At 59.1% G+C, this 17,974-nt stretch carries 17 protein-coding genes; 15 read left to right on the forward strand and 2 right to left on the reverse strand.

Annotated elements, in window-relative coordinates; genetic code table 11:
- Positions 1–35: 35 nt before the first annotated feature.
- Positions 36–1,943, reverse strand: a complete 1,908-nt coding sequence (locus KCG87_RS18595; protein ID WP_210558598.1) for a sigma-54-dependent Fis family transcriptional regulator — start codon at positions 1,941–1,943, stop codon at positions 36–38.
- 479 nt (positions 1,944–2,422) lie between these two features.
- Between KCG87_RS18595 and KCG87_RS18600 the strand changes: the two genes are divergently transcribed.
- From KCG87_RS18600 to KCG87_RS18670, 15 genes are all read left to right on the forward strand, one after another.
- Positions 2,423–3,943 carry an aldehyde dehydrogenase family protein gene (locus KCG87_RS18600; RefSeq protein WP_025108675.1) on the forward strand — a complete coding sequence of 507 codons (1,521 nt, stop codon included), beginning with the start codon at positions 2,423–2,425 and terminating at the stop codon, positions 3,941–3,943.
- Between the two features lie 304 nt (positions 3,944–4,247).
- The gene (eat, locus tag KCG87_RS18605) at positions 4,248–5,618 is read left to right on the forward strand and encodes an ethanolamine permease (RefSeq protein WP_098965792.1); all 1,371 of its coding nucleotides are present in this window, start codon (positions 4,248–4,250) and stop codon (positions 5,616–5,618) included.
- A gap of 191 nt (positions 5,619–5,809) precedes the next feature.
- The gene (locus KCG87_RS18610; protein WP_096796313.1) at positions 5,810–7,204 is read left to right on the forward strand and encodes an ethanolamine ammonia-lyase subunit EutB; all 1,395 of its coding nucleotides are present in this window, start codon (positions 5,810–5,812) and stop codon (positions 7,202–7,204) included.
- 5 nt (positions 7,205–7,209) lie between these two features.
- The gene (gene eutC / locus KCG87_RS18615) at positions 7,210–8,034 is read left to right on the forward strand and encodes an ethanolamine ammonia-lyase subunit EutC (protein WP_210558597.1); all 825 of its coding nucleotides are present in this window, start codon (positions 7,210–7,212) and stop codon (positions 8,032–8,034) included.
- A gap of 114 nt (positions 8,035–8,148) precedes the next feature.
- Positions 8,149–8,610: a GNAT family N-acetyltransferase gene (locus KCG87_RS18620; RefSeq protein WP_003228592.1), complete on the forward strand. Its 462-nt coding sequence runs from the start codon at positions 8,149–8,151 to the stop codon at positions 8,608–8,610.
- A 346-nt stretch (positions 8,611–8,956) separates the two neighbouring features.
- Positions 8,957–9,607: a DedA family protein gene (locus tag KCG87_RS18625; protein ID WP_003228594.1), complete on the forward strand. Its 651-nt coding sequence runs from the start codon at positions 8,957–8,959 to the stop codon at positions 9,605–9,607.
- 4 nt (positions 9,608–9,611) lie between these two features.
- Entirely contained in the window at positions 9,612–10,424 is an 813-nt protein-coding gene (locus KCG87_RS18630) for a zinc-dependent peptidase (RefSeq protein WP_027612913.1), read from the forward strand.
- A 112-nt stretch (positions 10,425–10,536) separates the two neighbouring features.
- Positions 10,537–11,064: an inorganic diphosphatase gene (ppa, locus tag KCG87_RS18635; RefSeq protein WP_008052339.1), complete on the forward strand. Its 528-nt coding sequence runs from the start codon at positions 10,537–10,539 to the stop codon at positions 11,062–11,064.
- A 223-nt stretch (positions 11,065–11,287) separates the two neighbouring features.
- A complete protein-coding gene (locus KCG87_RS18640; protein ID WP_027612915.1) occupies positions 11,288–12,034 on the forward strand; it encodes a helix-turn-helix transcriptional regulator in 747 nt (248 codons plus the stop codon).
- A gap of 508 nt (positions 12,035–12,542) precedes the next feature.
- The gene (locus tag KCG87_RS18645; RefSeq protein ID WP_098965795.1) at positions 12,543–13,463 is read left to right on the forward strand and encodes a restriction endonuclease; all 921 of its coding nucleotides are present in this window, start codon (positions 12,543–12,545) and stop codon (positions 13,461–13,463) included.
- 185 nt (positions 13,464–13,648) lie between these two features.
- Positions 13,649–14,230 carry a DarT ssDNA thymidine ADP-ribosyltransferase family protein gene (locus tag KCG87_RS18650; RefSeq protein WP_210558596.1) on the forward strand — a complete coding sequence of 194 codons (582 nt, stop codon included), beginning with the start codon at positions 13,649–13,651 and terminating at the stop codon, positions 14,228–14,230.
- Positions 14,227–14,871 (forward strand): DUF4433 domain-containing protein, encoded by a 645-nt coding sequence (locus KCG87_RS18655; RefSeq protein ID WP_210558595.1) that lies wholly within the window; start codon positions 14,227–14,229, stop codon positions 14,869–14,871. The genes KCG87_RS18650 and KCG87_RS18655 overlap by 4 nt, the downstream gene beginning before the upstream one ends.
- The gene (locus KCG87_RS18660) at positions 14,868–15,953 is read left to right on the forward strand and encodes a macro domain-containing protein (protein ID WP_202370612.1); all 1,086 of its coding nucleotides are present in this window, start codon (positions 14,868–14,870) and stop codon (positions 15,951–15,953) included. The genes KCG87_RS18655 and KCG87_RS18660 overlap by 4 nt, the downstream gene beginning before the upstream one ends.
- Before the next feature lie 173 nt (positions 15,954–16,126).
- Entirely contained in the window at positions 16,127–16,687 is a 561-nt protein-coding gene (locus KCG87_RS18665; RefSeq protein WP_210558594.1) for a hypothetical protein, read from the forward strand.
- A gap of 15 nt (positions 16,688–16,702) precedes the next feature.
- Positions 16,703–17,137, forward strand: a complete 435-nt coding sequence (locus KCG87_RS18670) for a hypothetical protein (RefSeq protein ID WP_098968457.1) — start codon at positions 16,703–16,705, stop codon at positions 17,135–17,137.
- Between the two features lie 23 nt (positions 17,138–17,160).
- On the opposite strand, the gene KCG87_RS18675 is transcribed toward KCG87_RS18670, so the two are convergent.
- A complete protein-coding gene (locus KCG87_RS18675; protein ID WP_210558593.1) occupies positions 17,161–17,973 on the reverse strand; it encodes a DUF2135 domain-containing protein in 813 nt (270 codons plus the stop codon).
- Position 17,974 lies beyond the last annotated feature (1 nt).

The raw sequence follows: 17,974 nt of genomic DNA on the forward strand, positions 1-17,974 counted from the left end.
GGGAGCGGGCTTGCTCGCGAATGGCGCGACGCGGTTTAAGGGGAGATCGCGTGCTTACGAAGCTTTCTATAGAGGGTATTGCGGCTGACCCCGAGCTGCTGCGCGGTTTGGGTCATGTGCCAGCGCGTTTGTTCCAGCACATTGAGCAACGCCAGACGTTCGGCATCTTCCAGCGGATGCTCGGATTCAACCGACTTCAGTTCCAGCGTTGGCCGCCCCTGCCGAATCATCGCCGGCAGATCCTCCAACCCGATTCGCCCTTCATCACACAATGCCGCCAATGTGCGCAGAACATTGCGCAACTGCCGAACGTTGCCCGGCCAGTTGAAGGCCAGCAACGCCTGGCGCGCCGGGTCGTCGATCACGATTGTTTCGCCGCCGGCCTCCTCGGCCAGCAGAAAATCCAGCAACTGCGACTTGTCGCTACGCTCACGCAGCGCCGGCAGCGCGACCTCCAGCCCATTGAGCCGGTAATACAGATCTTCACGGAAGCTGCCGCCTTCGACCCGCTCCAGCAGATTACGGTGAGTGGCGCTGATGATCCGCACGTTGACCGCTTCCGGCTCGCCGCCGATCGGCACCACCTGCCGGTCTTCCAGCACCCGCAACAAACGGGTTTGCAACGCCAGCGGCATGTCACCGATTTCATCCAAAAACAAAGTGCCGCCATCGGCCTGCTGCAACTTGCCGCGCATGCCGTCCTTGCGCGCACCGGTGAAACTTCCGCCGCGATAACCGAACAGTTCGCTCTCGATCAGGCTTTCGGGGATCGCCGCGCAGTTGAGGGCTACGAAGGCTTTGTTGGCGCGCTGGCTGGCGTGATGCACAGCCTTGGCGAATGCTTCCTTGCCGGAGCCGGTTTCACCGTTGATCAGCAGCGGCACGTCGCGTTCGAACACCCGCAGCGCCTTGCGGAAATCCGCTTGCAGCGCCGCGTCGCCGAGGCAAATGCCCGCCAGCGCTTGCGGCTTGGCCACGACCGGAGCCGGCAGGATCGGCGCCGGCTTGCGCGATTCGCCACGCAGCAAGGCAAACAGATGCCGTCCGTCGCGGGTGCGCAGCGGCCAACTGGCGCTGGCATTGGCGCTGGCCCGACCGAGCAACTCGTCCAGCGAACAATCGAAAAATGCTTCCACCGGTTTGCCGAGCAAACCACCGCGAATATGCCCGAGCAGGTTCAGCGCGCTCTGGTTGACCGCGCTGATCCGCCCTTCCCCGTCAAACGCCAGCAGCCCTTCGCTGAACAAGCCGACGGATTCGGCCTGAAGATGGAAACGCAGCAGCCATTGGTTATCGAAGCAGCGCAGGAAATAGCAGCTCTCGATCATCTTCGCCGACAGATTGACCAGCGCCATGGTGTGGAACTGGCTCTGCCGCGAAACGTCGTGGCGCGCCGAGGACACGTCGAGCACCGCCAGCAGTTCGCCGTGCGGGTCGAACACCGGGCTCGCCGAGCAGGTCAGGCCGGTGTGGCGGCCGCGAAAGTGTTCGTCCTGATGGATGGTCAGTGCCTGGCGCTCGACCAGACAGGTGCCAATGCCGTTGGTGCCTTCGCAGGCTTCGCTCCAGTCGGCGCCGAGCCAGAGGCCGGCACGTTCGAATATTTTGCGCTCGGCCGGTGCGGTGACGCAGTTGAGGATCACCCCGCGCGCGTCGGTCAACAGCACCGCATGACCGGCGCCCGACAGTTGTTGATGCAGGCTGCTCATTTCATTGCCGGCGATCTGCAACACCTGTTGCAGGCGTTCGCGGCTTTCAAGCACGCGCCCGTGCTCGAGCACGGTGGGCGCCATGGTCAGGGCCGGGTCGAGGTGATAGTCCTCAAGACAGCGCAGCCACGAGCGGGCAATCGACGGATCGGCACCGGGCCCGTGCAGGTGCGGCTTGCCCTGACTGACGGTGAGCACCTGCTGGGCATGGCGACTCAAATGGTTATCGTGCATTTCTTATTATTCTCCCCGAGATCAGTGCCGCCTCTTTATTGGCTGGCACATACCTTGTGGTGAGGGGATTTATCCCCGATGGGTTGCGAAGCAGCCCCAATCAAACCAACGTGGCTTCTTAGATTCACCGCGTACACCGGATTTACGACTGCTGCGCAGCCGATCGGGGCGGTGCGACGTTTCGCTAAATCCCCTCGCCACAAGGGGTGCATCTGGGCGATTGGCAGTCAGCATCCTCCAGCCATCGGCGCATTGCAATGCTGGCAAGACCAGCCGGTCACTGGCTGTGCCAAAAGCGGTACAAACTGTCACCCCCTCTGTACCGAAACCATCACAGGCGCCGCCCGCCCGTCCGACAAAAAATACGCAAAGCCTTGATTTGCCTGCCCTGCACGGCAGTGGCCCGACCTTTGCTCTACGCTTATAGCAAGCGCACTTGCGCGTTTCTCTAATAAGTACAAAGCCAAGGAGAACAAATCATGCGTTACGCTCACCCCGGTACTGAAGGCGCCAAAGTCTCGTTCAAGAGCAAGTACGGTAACTACATCGGCGGCGAGTTCGTCGCGCCTGTCAAAGGTCAGTACTTCACCAACACCTCGCCAGTGAATGGCCAACCGATTGCCGAATTTCCTCGCTCCACTGCCGAAGACATCGACAAGGCACTGGACGCCGCCCACGCCGCTGCCGATGCGTGGGGCGCGACCTCCGTGCAGGCGCGCTCGCTGATCCTGCTGAAAATCGCCGACCGCATCGAACAGAACCTCGAACTGCTGGCGATCACCGAAACCTGGGACAACGGCAAAGCCATCCGCGAAACCCTCAACGCCGACATCCCGCTGGCAGCCGACCATTTCCGCTACTTCGCCGGTTGCCTGCGCGCGCAGGAAGGCAGCGCTGCCGAAATCGACGGCAACACCGTGGCCTATCACATCCATGAACCGCTGGGCGTGGTCGGGCAGATCATCCCGTGGAATTTCCCGCTGCTGATGGCCGCGTGGAAACTCGCTCCGGCACTGGCCGCCGGTAACTGCGTGGTGCTCAAGCCTGCCGAGCAGACTCCGCTGGGCATCTGCGTGCTGATGGAGCTGATCGGTGATCTGCTGCCACCGGGCGTGCTCAACGTGGTGCAAGGTTTCGGCAAAGAAGCCGGCGAAGCCCTGGCCACCAGCAAACGCATCGCCAAGATCGCCTTCACCGGCTCGACCCCGGTCGGCTCGCACATCATGAAATGCGCCGCCGAGAACATCATTCCATCGACCGTGGAACTGGGCGGCAAGTCGCCGAACATCTTCTTCGAAGACATCATGCAGGCCGAACCGACCTTCATCGAAAAAGCTGCCGAAGGCCTGGTGCTGGCGTTCTTCAACCAGGGCGAAGTCTGCACCTGCCCGTCCCGCGCGCTGGTGCAGGAGTCGATCTACGACGAATTCATGCAAGTGGTGATGAAGAAAGTCCTGCAAATCAAACGTGGCGATCCGCTGGACACCGACACCATGGTTGGCGCGCAGGCGTCCGAGCAGCAATTCGACAAGATTCTTTCGTACCTGGAAATCGCCAAGGGTGAAGGCGCCGAGCTGCTGACCGGCGGCAAGGTGGAAAAACTCGAGGGCAATCTGGCGACCGGCTATTACATCCAGCCAACCCTGCTCAAGGGCACCAACAAAATGCGCGTGTTCCAGGAAGAAATCTTCGGCCCGGTGGTGAGCATCACCACCTTCAAGGACGAAGCCGAAGCCCTGGCGATCGCCAACGACACCGAGTTCGGCCTCGGTGCCGGCCTGTGGACCCGCGACATCAACCGCGCCTACCGCATGGGCCGCGCGATCAAGGCCGGTCGTGTGTGGACCAACTGCTACCACCTGTACCCGGCGCACGCCGCGTTCGGCGGGTACAAGAAGTCCGGCGTCGGCCGTGAAACCCACAAGATGATGCTCGATCACTATCAGCAGACGAAAAACCTGCTGGTGAGCTACGACATCAATCCGTTGGGCTTCTTCTAAAACCCGGGGGCGATACAGATATTTCTGTGTCGCCTGTTCAACCGCCTTCGCGAGCAAGCTCGCTCCCACAGGGATCTGAATTCGATCTCAATAATGGGTTCACCACATAAACCTGTGGGAGCTGGCTTGCCAGCGATGGCGTCCTAAATGACACGACACAAGGCCTGGCCGCTCTGGCACGGCCCTTGCGTACCCGTCATTCAGGTTTTGCACAAAAACTGCCGCTGCGTGAACAGCATCCATCCACCTCAACCGCTGCACCCGAAAGTCCAACAGATCGAACAATAAAAAACAGAGAGGACTTATGACTTCCACCACACAGCTCAAACCCACACTCGGCACCCTGCATTTGTGGGGCATTGCCGTCGGCCTGGTGATTTCCGGCGAATACTTCGGCTGGAGTTACGGCTGGGGCACCGCGGGCACCCTCGGATTTCTGGTCACGGCGCTAATGGTCGCGACCATGTACACCTGCTTCATCTTCAGCTTCACCGAACTGACCACCGCGATTCCCCACGCGGGCGGGCCGTTTGCCTACAGCCGCCGGGCGTTCGGCGAAAAAGGCGGACTGATCGCCGGCATCGCCACGCTGATCGAATTCGTCTTCGCCCCACCGGCGATCGCCATGGCCATCGGCGCCTACCTCAACGTGCAGTACCCGGAGCTTGATCCGAAGGTGGCAGCGGTCGGCGCGTATTTCGTGTTCATGACCCTGAACATCCTCGGCGTCAGCATCGCCGCGACTTTTGAGCTGGTGGTCACCGTGCTGGCGGTCGCCGAATTACTGGTGTTCATGGGCGTGGTCGCGCCGGGCTTCAGCTTCAGCAACTTCGTGCTCAACGGCTGGTCGGGTGCCAACGAGTTCACCCTGGGCTCGATCCCCGGAATCTTTGCCGCGATCCCGTTCGCGATCTGGTTCTTCCTCGCCATCGAAGGCGCGGCCATGGCCGCCGAAGAAGCGAAGGATCCGAAACGCACGATTCCCAAGGCCTACGTCAGCGGCATCCTGACCCTGGTGTTCCTTGCCATCGGCGTGATGGTGATGGCCGGCGGTGTCGGCGACTGGCGCCAACTGTCGAACATCAACGATCCACTGCCGCAGGCGATGAAAGCGGTAGTCGGCAACAACTCATCGTGGATGCATATGCTGGTGTGGATCGGCCTGTTCGGCCTGGTGGCGAGTTTCCACGGGATCATCCTCGGCTACTCGCGACAATTCTTCGCCCTCGCCCGCGCCGGTTATCTGCCGAAGAGCCTGGCCAAGCTGTCACGTTTCCAGACCCCGCACCGGGCGATTCTGGCCGGTGGTGTGATCGGCATCGCGGCGATCTACAGCGACGGTCTGGTCAATCTGCAAGGCATGACCCTGACCGCAGCGATGATCACCATGTCGGTGTTCGGCGCGATCGTGATGTACATCATCAGCATGCTCAGCCTGTTCAAACTGCGCAAAACCGAACCGAACCTGGAACGCACCTTCCGCGCCCCGGGCTATCCGGTGGTGCCAGCAATTGCGCTGTTTCTGGCCGTGGTGTGCCTGGTGGCGATGGCGTGGTTCAACACGCTGATCGGCTGTGTGTTCCTTGGCTTCATGGCCGCTGGTTATCTGTACTTCCAGCTCACCGCCAAGCAACGCGCCGAAGCCCCGGCAGACGCTATGCTCGAAGGTATCTAGTTGCACCGGCACCGGGCCTGTCGCCCGGTGCCCGCTATATAGAAGTGCATGAAGGTCCCCTGTGGGAGCGGGCTTGCTCGCGAAGGCGTCGTGTCATCCAACAACGATGTCGTCTGACACGACGCTTTCGCGAGCAAGCCCGCTCCCACAGGGAGACCGAGTTACCCACAGAATCAGGAGGACACCGCCCCATGGCCGCATTTGCCCATTCCGTCGGCGCCCAGACCTACCGCTTCGACAGCCTCAAGGACGTCATGGCCAAGGCCAGCCCGGCGCGCTCCGGTGACTTTCTGGCCGGCGTTGCCGCGCTCAATGACGGCGAGCGCGTGGCTGCACAAATGGCGCTGGCCGACATCCCGCTCACGCATTTTCTGCAGGAAGCGCTGATTCCCTACGAAGCCGATGAAGTCACCCGACTGATCATCGACACCCACGACAAACAAGCCTTCGCCGTGGTCAGCCACCTCACCGTCGGTGGTTTCCGCGACTGGCTGCTCAGCGACGCGGCAGACGAAACCAGCCTGCGCGCCCTCGCCCCCGGTCTGACCCCGGAAATGGTCGCCGCCGTGTCGAAAATCATGCGCGTGCAGGATCTGGTGCTGGTGGCGCAGAAGATCCGCGTGGTCACAAAATTTCGCGGCACCCTCGGCCTGCGCGGGCGCTTGTCGACCCGGCTGCAACCGAACCATCCGACCGACGAGCCCTCCGGCATCGCCGCGAGCATTCTCGACGGTCTGCTGTACGGCAATGGCGACGCGATGATCGGGATCAACCCGGCCACCGACAGCATCGCCTCGATCTGCGCGATGCTGGAAATGCTTGACGCGATCATCCAGCGCTACGACATCCCGACCCAGGCTTGCGTGCTGACCCACGTCACCACCTCGATCGAGGCGATCAACCGGGGTGTGCCGCTGGACCTGGTGTTCCAGTCGATCGCCGGCACCGAAGCGGCCAACGCCAGTTTCGGCATCAACCTCAATGTATTGCAGGAAGGCTATGACGCGGGGCTGAGCCTGAAGCGCGGCACCCTCGGGCAGAACCTGATGTATTTCGAAACCGGTCAGGGCAGCGCGCTGTCGGCCAACGCCCACCACGGTGTCGACCAGCAGACCTGCGAAACCCGGGCCTACGCCGTGGCGCGGCATTTCAAGCCGTTTCTGGTGAATACCGTGGTCGGCTTCATCGGCCCGGAATACCTCTATAACGGCAAACAGATCATCCGCGCCGGCCTCGAAGACCACTTCTGCGGCAAGTTACTCGGCGTGCCGATGGGCTGCGACATCTGCTACACCAACCATGCCGAAGCCGATCAGGACGACATGGACACCCTGCTGACCCTGCTCGGTGTGGCCGGAATCAACTTCATCATGGGCATCCCCGGCTCCGACGATATCATGCTCAACTACCAGACCACCTCGTTTCACGACGCGCTCTACGCGCGCCAGACCCTGGGCCTGAAACCGGCGCCGGAGTTCGAGCAATGGCTGGCGAACATGGGCATCTTCACCCAGGCGGACGGCAAGGTTCGCTTTGGCAACAACCTGCCGCCGGCCTTCCGCCAGGCGCTGGCGCAACTGGGATGAGTGTTATGGAAAAACCGCCTGTCGACCCGCAAAACCCGTGGCTGGAACTGCGCCGCCTGACCCCGGCGCGCATCGCCCTCGGCCGCACCGGCACCAGCCTGCCGACCAGCGCCCAGCTGGATTTCCAGTTCGCCCACGCTCAGGCACGGGATGCGGTGCATCTGCCGTTCGACCACGCCGGGCTCAGCGCGCAACTGAGCGAGCGCGGGCGCGAGACCTTGTTGCTTCACAGCGCCGCGACTGATCGCAACAGCTACCTGCAACGCCCGGATCTGGGGCGCAAGCTCAGCGACACCTCGGCGCAGAGCCTGCGGGATTACGCGCAGGCCAACCCCGGCGGGGTCGATCTGACGATTGTGGTGGCGGACGGCCTGTCGGCACTGGCGGTGCATCGGCATACCCTGCCGTTTCTGACCCGCCTGGAGGAGCAGATGAGCGCCGACGGCTGGTCGCTTGCCCCGGTAGTGCTGGTGGAACAGGGCCGCGTCGCCATCGGTGACGAGATCGGTCAGTTGCTGGGTGCAAAAATGGTCGTGATGCTGATCGGAGAGCGTCCGGGCCTCAGCTCGCCCGACAGCCTCGGTTTATATTTCACCTACAATCCAAAAGTCGGGCTGACCGATGCCTACCGCAATTGCATCTCCAACGTGCGGCTTGAGGGCTTGAGCTACGGCATGGCGGCGCATCGCCTGCTGTATCTGATGCGCGAGGCCTGCCGGCGGCAGCTGTCGGGGGTCAATCTGAAGGACGAAGCACAGGTGCAGACGCTGGAGTCGGAGGCCGGTGCGGACATGAAGGGAAACTTCCTACTCGATCCGCCCACAACCTGAACCGTTTCCGCATTGCGTTTCTGCGCTGCTTTCAGGCAGGATCGATGCACGGCCGCAGGGTTTCCCATCGCCGTCAGAGCAGTTGAAGACAGCCACTTGAAGACGAGACCTATCATGCGGATTATTCAAGCGACCCTTGAACACCTGGATTTGCTGACCCCGTTGTTCGTCAAATATCGCGAGTTCTACGGTTCCCTGCCCTACCCGGATTCCTCCCGCGCGTTTCTCGAAAAACGCCTGCGTCGCAAGGAGTCGGTGATTTATCTGGCCCTGGCCGATGATGACGACAAGAAGCTCATGGGGTTCTGCCAGCTGTATCCAAGCTTTTCCTCGCTGTCGCTCAAGCGCGTGTGGATCCTCAACGACATCTATGTCGCCGAAGACGCCCGCCGCCAACTGGTGGCCGACAACCTGATCCGCACCGCGAAGAAAATGGCCAAGGAAACCCAGGCCGTGCGCATGCGCGTTTCCACCAGCAGCAACAACGAAGTGGCGCAGAAAACCTACGAATCCATTGGTTTCAAGGAAGACACCGAGTTCAAGAACTACGTGCTGCCGATCAGCGACGAGCTCTAGCACTCATCAAGGGCCTGTTGTGGCGAGGGAGCTTGCTCCCGCCGGGCTGCGAAGCGGCCCCACCTCAGTCATCTCAACAGGTCAGGCAAATCAAGGCTTGGGAGTGCTTCGCCCTCCAGCGGGAGCAAGCTCCCTCGCCACACCCACCTTGCCGCCACCATCAATGCCTGCCTGACATTTGTTCACACCCCGACATCCCTCGCTACAAAACCAACGCGCTTTTCACCTCTCAGACCGTATAATCCCGAGCTTTCCGGCTTGTAAGAAAAACTACACCTCGCTGTAGGCTTACACCCGAATCATCCGCACAGGCCTGCCGAGTCGGGCCGTCACCACAGGTGCCCCCATGGATTTCAACCCGCTCGACCTTATCCTGCATCTCGATGTGTACCTCGATTTGCTGGTCACCAACTACGGGCCGTGGATCTACGCGATTCTGTTCGCTGTCATCTTCTGTGAAACCGGTCTGGTGGTGATGCCGTTCCTGCCGGGTGATTCGCTGTTGTTCATCGCCGGTGCCGTGGCGGCGGGCGGTGGCATGGATCCGGTGCTGTTGGGCGGGCTGCTGATGCTCGCGGCGATCCTCGGCGACAGCACCAACTATGTGATCGGCCGAACGGCGGGCGAAAAACTCTTCAGCAACCCGAACTCGAAAATCTTCCGTCGCGACTACCTGCAAAAAACCCACGATTTCTACGACAAGCACGGCGGCAAAACCGTGACCCTGGCGCGCTTCCTGCCGATCATCCGTACATTTGCCCCGTTCGTCGCCGGCGTCGGGAAAATGCCCTACCCGCGTTTCTTCGCGTTCAGCGTGTTCGGCACCATCCTCTGGGTCGGCGGCCTGGTGACCCTGGGTTACTTCTTCGGCAACGTGCCGTTCATCAAGAAGAACCTGTCGTTGCTGGTGGTTGGCATCATCCTGCTGTCGCTGGTGCCGATGATCATCGGCGTGGTGCGCAGCCGTTTCGGCGGCGCGAAAGCCGAAACCCACTGATCCGATGTGGTCACTGAGCGCCTGGCGTCGCCGGCGCATTCTGGCCAGGCACCCGATTGCCGACGACCTGTGGCAACGGGTGCGCCATCACCTGAGCTTTCTCGACGGCATCAGCGCCGCCGAAGACCAATGGTTGCGTGAAGCCAGCGTGCTGTTTCTCGAAGAAAAACACCTGACCGCCCTGCCCGGTGTCGAACTGCATCAGGAACAACGCCTGCTGCTCGCCGCCCAGGCCCAGTTGCCGTTGCTCAATCTGGGCGATTTGAACTGGTATCAGGGCTTCCACGAAATCGTCCTCTACCCCGACGACTTCCTCAGCCCGCAACGGCATCGCGATGCCAGCGGCGTCGAGCACGAGTGGGACGGCGAGCACAGCGGCGAAGCCTGGCAACAGGGGCCGATCATCCTCGCCTGGCCGGGGGTGATGGCCAGTGGTGGCTGGGAAGGCTACAACCTGGTGATCCACGAACTGGCGCACAAGCTCGACATGCTCAACGGCGACGCCAACGGCCTGCCGCCGCTGCACGCCGACATGCGCGTCAGCGACTGGGCCGAGGTCATGCAACACGCCTACGATGACCTCAACCGCCAGCTCGACCGCAATCCCGATGCCGAAACCGCCATCGACCCGTACGCCGCGGAAAACCCGGCGGAGTTCTTTGCGGTCACCAGCGAATACTTCTTCAGCGCTCCGGATCTGCTGCACGCGGCTTATCCACAGGTCTACTTGCAACTGCAGCTTTTCTACCGGCAGGATCCGTTGGGCAGGCTGCGGCAACTTCAGGCCACAGACCCGGTCTATCAGGCGCACGAGTAAGCGCTGCACGACTTCTGGTACGTGGCGTCGACGTAGGAATATGCCTATAATCGCCGCCACTTTTTGGTCAATCCGGCCAAGTGTTTTTGGTCAACTACGGGGGCAACGCCCAATGAGCTACAGCAAGATTCCGGCTGGCAAAGACCTGCCGAACGACATCTACGTCGCGATCGAGATCCCGGCCAACCACGCGCCGATCAAATACGAAATCGACAAAGACAGCGATTGCCTGTTCGTTGACCGTTTCATGGCCACCCCAATGTTCTACCCGGCCAACTACGGTTACATCCCGAACACCCTGGCTGACGACGGTGATCCCCTCGACGTGCTGGTTGTGACCCCTTACCCGGTTGCTCCAGGCTCGGTGATCCGCGCGCGTCCAGTCGGCATCCTGAACATGACCGACGACGGCGGCGGTGATGCCAAAGTCATCGCAGTCCCACACGACAAGCTGTCCCAGCTGTACGTCGACGTGAAGGAATACACCGACCTGCCACCGCTGCTGATCCAGCAGATCGAGCACTTCTTCGCGAACTACAAAGATCTCGAAAAAGGCAAGTGGGTCAAGATCGAAGGCTGGGCTGGCGCTGATGCCGCTCGCGACGCGATCACCAAGTCGGTTGCTGCCTACAAGGGCTAAGCGCCGGCTGGCTGCATGATGCTTGAAGAAAACCCCGGTTGATCCGGGGTTTTTTGTGCCTGAGAAACGCCGCTTTAAACAGTGTGTTTATCGCGGACTACAGAAAAGTTTCGAAGTGAGTGATTTCCCACAAGCACGCCTTACATCCAGTCGCAAAATACAGGCTTTTTTTGAACAGCCGGTTTATTCAAACCGCTCTGGCACGGCCGTAGACTCGGTGTTTATGAGAAAGAACACTAGCGGTCCAAGATTCAAGGCACTCCTGGAAGCAGCGAACATCACCACCACGGGATTCGCAAAGTTCTGGGGCACGGAAGCCCAAAACATTCATAACTGGTACACCCGGGGCGTCCCGGCGTATCGCATGGAGGAAGTCTCACGCCTGCTCTCGGTCAACAGCGAGTGGCTGAAAACCGGCGAAGGCAGCAAAGAGTCACCCCGCCTGCAAACGCCTGCCAGCAACGGCGACACCTTCGACGCGCAGTCCGTCAACGGCGTCTATTCCATCATCAACCCCAACGACATCGAACTGCCGTTTTTCAAGGAAACACCGCTCAGCGCCGGCGCCGACAAAACCCACGTCATCCTCGACCCCGAGCAGACCGTCCGCCTGCCCCGCGCCCATCTCGCCCAACTGGAAATCCGCCCAAGCGACGCCATCTGCGCGCACATGATCGGCAACAGCATGGCCGAGCGCATCGAAGACGGCTCCATCGTCGGCATCGACCGCGGCCTGACCCAGGTGGTCGACGGCGAAATCTACGCCATCGAACACGACGGCATGCTGCGCATCAAATACCTGCACCGCATGCCCGGCAACGCCCTGCGCCTGCGCAGCCACAACAGCGCCGAATACCCGGACGAAATCTTCCGCGCAGCGCAGATCGATGAGCAGCGCATACACATTCTGGGCTGGGTATTCTGGTGGTCGACCCTGGGCAAACGCCGACCGGTGGTACCTTTTCTCTGATCGGATACGGATCTTCAACCCTGCACCACCCCTTGTGGGAGCGAACCTACTCGCGAAGAGGCCCCGAAAATCAGTACAAATTACGATTTTTGCCCGCCGCGGTGGCTCTATTCCGCACTTGAGACTGGGAATCCCCGACAAAACTCAGTATCCTGCGCCCCACATTTGCGCATCGACCCGCTCCCGCGGCTCAGATGACGCCTGACGCGGCAGACCAACGTCTGACCAAGTCCCACAGCCGGACGCAGATCCGGGTGTACGTTTTGAAGGCTGACGCGGTTTACCAAAAATAAACCAAGCCAGTCCCCGAGAAGCCGGCCACAAGCCGGCTTTTTAATGCCTGCTAAAAAATATCCTATTCGGCCTTTCGGCATATAAATGAGCCGAGACACGGCGACTTACGCTTTTACCGCACCAGCGCTAACTCGCGAAGGCATCCTCAGCGAGCGTTAATTTATACTCGCCCGCCAGTCAGTTAAAAAACACCCATCAGCACAGGGATGCGCCCATGTCCGTTCCAACCTACGATCAGTTCATTGAGCCGATCCTGCGTTTTCTCGCTACAAAGCCCGAGGGCGCTATTGCTCGGGACGCGCACGAAGCAGCAGCGAAAATGCTGCAACTGACCGAAGCACAGCGCGAAGAACTGATCGCCAGTGGCCAAGCTACCTACAAGAACCGATCAGGTTGGGCGCACGATCGTCTCAAGCGTGCAGGCCTTTCCAGCAGTGCCAAACGCGGTTATTGGAAGTTGACTGATGCAGGCCTGCAGTACGCCAAGGAGCATGCATTTCCGCTGTCGGCCAAGGATGTGGAGCATTTAGCAATCGGGTACATGAATGTGAAGCTGAAAGTCGCGCCTGATGCCGAGCCACTGGATGACCAACCAAACGTTGAGCCAGATCTGGCCTCCGCCACCGAAAGCCCCGACGACCGACTGGAGCGAGCGCTAAAAGAATTGCGCGATGCCACGGCGGCCGACCTTTTGGATAACTTGCTGCAAGTCAGCCCCAACCGCTTCGAAGTGATCGTGCTGGATGTGCTTCATCGCCTGGGTTACGGCGCCAGTCGTAATGATCTGCAACGTGTCGGCGGTTCCGGTGATGCCGGCATCGACGGCATTATCTCGCTCGATAAATTGGGGCTGGAAAAGGTTTACGTTCAGGCCAAGCGCTGGCAGAACACGGTTGGCCGGCCTGAACTGCAGGCGTTCTACGGAGCGCTCGCTGGGCAAAAAGCCAAGCGTGGCGTTTTCATCACTACGTCCGGCTTCACAGCGCACGCTGTCGACTTTGCCAAATCGGTGGACGGTATTGTGTTGGTAGACGGCACGCGGCTGGTGCATCTGATGATGGATCATGAGGTGGGCGTGACATCCCGTTTGTTACGGTTGCCAACGCTGGATCGCGATTATTTTGATGAGGAATGAGTTCAGTGGTGAGTCAATTTGGCCCGGTTATTCGATTCCCATATTGGGCTTGCCGTGAAAAGTGATGGCACACTAGAATCACGACAATTGTTCTACCAACCCTCACGGATCGAGGGTTACATCAGCACGGGGCGAGGCCGGGACTGAATTCAATATAGGTTGATGTGCAGGTCAAGGAGACCACTATGCCGGACGTTAAAAGCATCAAGGATCAGAAGCTTCTCTACCATCTCACTTCAGTTGAAAACCTGGACGGGATTTTCAGGGATGGCTTGAAACCTCGCGCCGGCCTCTCGGGTTTCAAAGACGTCGCAGATGCTGAAATCCTGAAAAAGCGGCAGGCTCTGCAGCTCGACAACTACGTCCCCTTCCACTGGTTTGCGAAGAATCCATTTGACGGAAGCGTTCAGCGCAGTAGGCCAGAGGCACAATTTGTGTTGATCTCGGTCTACAGATCAACAGCCAAGCAATACGGCTGGAAAGTCATTCCACGCCACCCGTTAGCAGGCGACTCAATACAGCTACTTGATTACGAACAGGGTTTCGAAGCCATCGAGTGGGATGTCATGAGCAGTCGCGATTACCTGGACCCTCATTGCAAAAGCATCTGCATGGCAGAGTGTCTCGCACCGGGGGTTGTTAAACCTGATGCCTTCTTCAAAATCTTCACCCCCAGCGAAGAAGTTGATGCACTTTGCGTAGCTAAATTACAGACGGCCGATGTTAATGTGCAGACCAGCGTGAACCAGAGAATGTTTTATCAATGATCTATACCAACCTGAATCCAGAGAAAGCTCTGATTTGGCGTATCGTCCATCGCGATAACCTGCCATGGATTCTGGACAACGGTCTTCATTGCTCAAACTCGGAAGTACAGGCACCTCAGTACGTGAACATCGGCAACGTCGAATTGATCGACAAGCGCCGTTCCCGTCAGGTGCCTATCGCACCCGAAGGCGTACTGGCCGACTACGTGCCCTTCTATTTCACGCCCTTCTCGGTGATGATGCAGAACATTCACTCGGGCTGGAGTGTTCAGCAACGCAGTAACGATGAGATCGTGATTCTGGTCTCAAGCCTCTATCGCGTTGAAGAGCTCGGCCTACCATTTGTGTTCACAAATGCACATGCCTACCCGAGTTGGACAAACTACTACAGCGATCTGGCGAATCTCGAACAGATCGATTGGTCTATCCTTCAACGGCGCGACTTCAAGCGCGATCCTGACGACCCTCGCAAAATGGAGCGTTATCAGGCTGAGGCGCTGATCCACCATCACTTACCGATTACGGGACTACTGGGCATCATGTGCCACACCGATGCAATGAAAGTACGCATAGAAGCAGACGTCGCCGCCAGAGGCCTGACGTTGCCGGTTCATGCGCGCCCCACATGGTATTTCCAATGATCAGATTTACCCAAGGTAACCTGCTGGAAGCCAAAACCGAAGCCCTCGTCAACACGGTGAATACCGTTGGCGTGATGGGTAAGGGCATCGCGCTGATGTTCAAAGAGCGCTTTGCGCAGAATTACCGCGTGTATGCAGCGGCATGTAAGGCCGGGGAAGTAGAAACCGGCAAGATGCATGTGACGGCCACCAACGAACTCGATGGCCCCCGCTGGATCGTGAATTTCCCGACCAAGCGCCATTGGCGTTCTCCGTCGCAAATGGCGTGGATAACCGAAGGTTTGCATGACCTGCGACGGTTCCTGCTTGAAAACGATGTGAAATCCGTTGCTGTTCCTCCGCTGGGCGCTGGTAACGGTGGTTTGAAGTGGCCTGAAGTGCGCGAGCAGATTGTAGAAGTGCTGGGTGACCTGGATGTCGATGTATTAGTGTTCGAACCCTCCAATCAGTATCTGAATGTCGCTAAGCGCGATGGCGTCGAGCAACTCACTCCGGCGCGAGCACTGATTGCTGAATTGGTCCGGCGTTATTGGGTTCTGGGCATGGAATGCAGCCTGCTCGAAATTCAGAAACTGGCTTGGTTTCTTGAACGTGCAATCGAGAAAATCCCAGGTACGGAGAATCCGCTAAACCTCAAATTTGTCGCTCATAAATTCGGCCCGTATGCCAATCGATTGGAGCATCTGCTCAACAATCTGGATGGCAGCTATCTACATTGCGACAAGCGCATCAGTGATGCTGGAATCACCGATGTCATTTGGTTTGATCAAGATCGCAAAGCCTTTTTGCAAACCTACCTCAAGACTGAAGCCAAGGAATACTCCCAAGCTTTAGAGCGAACGGCTGAATTGATCGACGGTTTTGAGTCACCTTTCGGCATGGAGTTGCTGGCGACCGTTGATTGGTTGCTGATTCGGGAAAGGATTGCTCCAACCGTTCCTGCGGTACGTAAAGCACTGATGAACTGGGACGGTGGGTCCGGAGCTGCGGTGCGTAAAAACAAATTATTCGATGATCAGGCACTAGGAATTGCGATCACGCGTCTGACATCCACCAGCTTCAGCCCGGAAATGGCGGCCTGACATCGTTATGAAATGGGGCAAGAAATACTTGCCCCATTACCATGCCCTGACTGAAACGGGCATCGCAATAAGCCATTAGCACATCCGCCCTAATTGCCCCGCGCCCAACCTCACCACTAAATTTCCATTCTGTTTTTGTGCATTACAAAAGCGCCAAGGAATGGAGCAACACCATGTCGTCGTTTTTCAAACTCAATCAATCCGTTGTTCTGCTGACCGCACTCATGACCGCTACCTCTTCAGCCTTGGCAGAGGAGCAGAAGCTCGTTGGTGACTGGTGGATCATTTACGGCAACGGCGTTCCCCACAAGAACATCATGTATGTGGCCGACAGCACTTCAGTCGTGCCGTCGAAACAAACCAAGGGGGCCAAGTTGGTCGCCGTAACGCTGGTGTATGAGGAACCCGGCAAACCGATGATCGATGCCTACAACCTCGAAGTTCAGTGTTCAACGAACAAGGTCCGAATTCTCAACGGCCAGTCGGTTGATCGCATCGCTTACATGATGCGCAACCTGAAAGTTAATGACCAATGGCAGCAGCCGAAGGAGTTCTGGGTGCAGCGCACCAGCGAGTTTGTTTGCTCACCCAATAAAAAGGACATGATTGCGCTGGGCAAGATGGAGTATCTGCAGATGATTCAGGGCTTGCAGCAGATGTTCTTCAAGCTCGCGCCGATTCAGGAAAAAGGCCAGATGATGGACAACCTCGACTCGATCCTGGGTAACAAGTAAGCGGCGGGCATCATGATGAATCAATGGACTAAAACGTTATTGGCGCTGCTGATAACGCCCGCTGTTTTGCTGATCAATGGCTGCCACTTGATTGCGCAGTCGCGCTGGGAAGGACGTGATGTTCAGGAAGCGCTAGACCTGTTCGGCAAACCGGACTCGATGAAAAAACAGACCGGTGCCAACGGCGAGAATCTGGCTGTGCTCACCTGGTATAAATCGTCCAGCTGGACCACCACGGAAGCGGCCGGCACTTCAATGAATCACACCGGCAACGGCATGATTTACACCGAGTACTACGAGACGGTCGGTCACAGTTCCGATTGCAAACTCGAAGCCACCGTCAACAAGGCGAAAAAGATCGTGCTGTTCAGGATCGAGGACGGAAAGATCATTCACGGCAAGTGCATCAACGTGCCGTTCGTGCCTGGTTACATTCCGCCCGGTTTCTAGTGCAACCCTGAGCAGGCTGCTGCTCAGGGATAACTGAACGATTTCACCAACGTCAACTCCCCCACCGCCCGCATCGGCACCACAAACGTCTCCATCTTCTCGCTCGGCGTACCCTCTTCGGTAATCACCGTCACCTGCGCCGTGGTCAGCGGCTGCACCGCCTCCTCCCCGCCTTCATCATCCCCCCGATAACCTCCGCCGAAGTAGTTCACATACACCAGATATTGGCCCTTGATCGGCGCCGGCATGGCGAAGATTTCCGGGCCGTAGCCGGTGGTGACGTCGACGTCGAGCGCGGCGCCATTGGGTGCGACGCGGTCGCCGTACCAGATGTGCGCGCCGTCGGGGGTGATCAGGTGCAGATCGAGGTCGGTGCCGTCGCTGTCCCAGGAGAGCAGCACGCGCAGTTTGGCCGGGGTGGCGCCGCCGCTGGCGTTGAGGAATTGGGTGCGGTTGCGTTGCTGGCCGTCGGGGCTGCGCACTTCGACGCTGTTGCTGCCGTTGGGGAAGGAGAACGGGCGGTCGAAGCGGCCACTGTCGTCGATTTTCAGCGGCATGCTGACACCGTTGACGATCAGCCGGCCGGGATCCTTGCTCTTGGGGGTGGCTTTGATTTCGCCGCTGATGCGCGCGGTGTTGGCCTGGCCGACCGGGGTGTTGACCGAAGAGGCCGGGTAGTTGACGGTCTGGCGGAAGTTTTCGCCTTCGCCCTCGGGCGCGCCGGTGCGCCAGCCGCCGACCGGGGTGTCGAGTTTGACGCTGTCAGCGGCCATTGCCATCGGCCATGCATTGAACGCGCAGAGCAACAGCAAGACCTGTGGATAACGGAGTGTCATG

Origin of the sequence: Pseudomonas sp. MWU347 (assembly GCF_017947305.1) — a bacterium.
Classification (GTDB): domain Bacteria; phylum Pseudomonadota; class Gammaproteobacteria; order Pseudomonadales; family Pseudomonadaceae; genus Aquipseudomonas; species Aquipseudomonas putida_A.

What these genes read in the sequence shown, in the direction of transcription:
- KCG87_RS18655 (WP_210558595.1), top strand. Translation starts at nt 14,227, where the DNA reads ATGATCTATACCAACCTGAATCCAGAGAAAGCTCTGATTTGGCGTATC.
- KCG87_RS18640 (WP_027612915.1), top strand. Translation starts at nt 11,288, where the DNA reads ATGAGAAAGAACACTAGCGGTCCAAGATTCAAGGCACTCCTGGAAGCA.
- eat (WP_098965792.1), top strand. Translation starts at nt 4,248, where the DNA reads ATGACTTCCACCACACAGCTCAAACCCACACTCGGCACCCTGCATTTG.
- ppa (WP_008052339.1), top strand. Translation starts at nt 10,537, where the DNA reads ATGAGCTACAGCAAGATTCCGGCTGGCAAAGACCTGCCGAACGACATC.
- KCG87_RS18675 (WP_210558593.1), bottom strand. Translation starts at nt 17,973, where the DNA reads ATGACACTCCGTTATCCACAGGTCTTGCTGTTGCTCTGCGCGTTCAAT.
- KCG87_RS18595 (WP_210558598.1), bottom strand. Translation starts at nt 1,943, where the DNA reads ATGCACGATAACCATTTGAGTCGCCATGCCCAGCAGGTGCTCACCGTC.
- KCG87_RS18670 (WP_098968457.1), top strand. Translation starts at nt 16,703, where the DNA reads ATGAATCAATGGACTAAAACGTTATTGGCGCTGCTGATAACGCCCGCT.
- KCG87_RS18610 (WP_096796313.1), top strand. Translation starts at nt 5,810, where the DNA reads ATGGCCGCATTTGCCCATTCCGTCGGCGCCCAGACCTACCGCTTCGAC.
- KCG87_RS18650 (WP_210558596.1), top strand. Translation starts at nt 13,649, where the DNA reads ATGCCGGACGTTAAAAGCATCAAGGATCAGAAGCTTCTCTACCATCTC.
- KCG87_RS18645 (WP_098965795.1), top strand. Translation starts at nt 12,543, where the DNA reads ATGTCCGTTCCAACCTACGATCAGTTCATTGAGCCGATCCTGCGTTTT.
- KCG87_RS18660 (WP_202370612.1), top strand. Translation starts at nt 14,868, where the DNA reads ATGATCAGATTTACCCAAGGTAACCTGCTGGAAGCCAAAACCGAAGCC.
- eutC (WP_210558597.1), top strand. Translation starts at nt 7,210, where the DNA reads ATGGAAAAACCGCCTGTCGACCCGCAAAACCCGTGGCTGGAACTGCGC.
- KCG87_RS18630 (WP_027612913.1), top strand. Translation starts at nt 9,612, where the DNA reads ATGTGGTCACTGAGCGCCTGGCGTCGCCGGCGCATTCTGGCCAGGCAC.
- KCG87_RS18625 (WP_003228594.1), top strand. Translation starts at nt 8,957, where the DNA reads ATGGATTTCAACCCGCTCGACCTTATCCTGCATCTCGATGTGTACCTC.
- KCG87_RS18600 (WP_025108675.1), top strand. Translation starts at nt 2,423, where the DNA reads ATGCGTTACGCTCACCCCGGTACTGAAGGCGCCAAAGTCTCGTTCAAG.
- KCG87_RS18620 (WP_003228592.1), top strand. Translation starts at nt 8,149, where the DNA reads ATGCGGATTATTCAAGCGACCCTTGAACACCTGGATTTGCTGACCCCG.
- KCG87_RS18665 (WP_210558594.1), top strand. Translation starts at nt 16,127, where the DNA reads ATGTCGTCGTTTTTCAAACTCAATCAATCCGTTGTTCTGCTGACCGCA.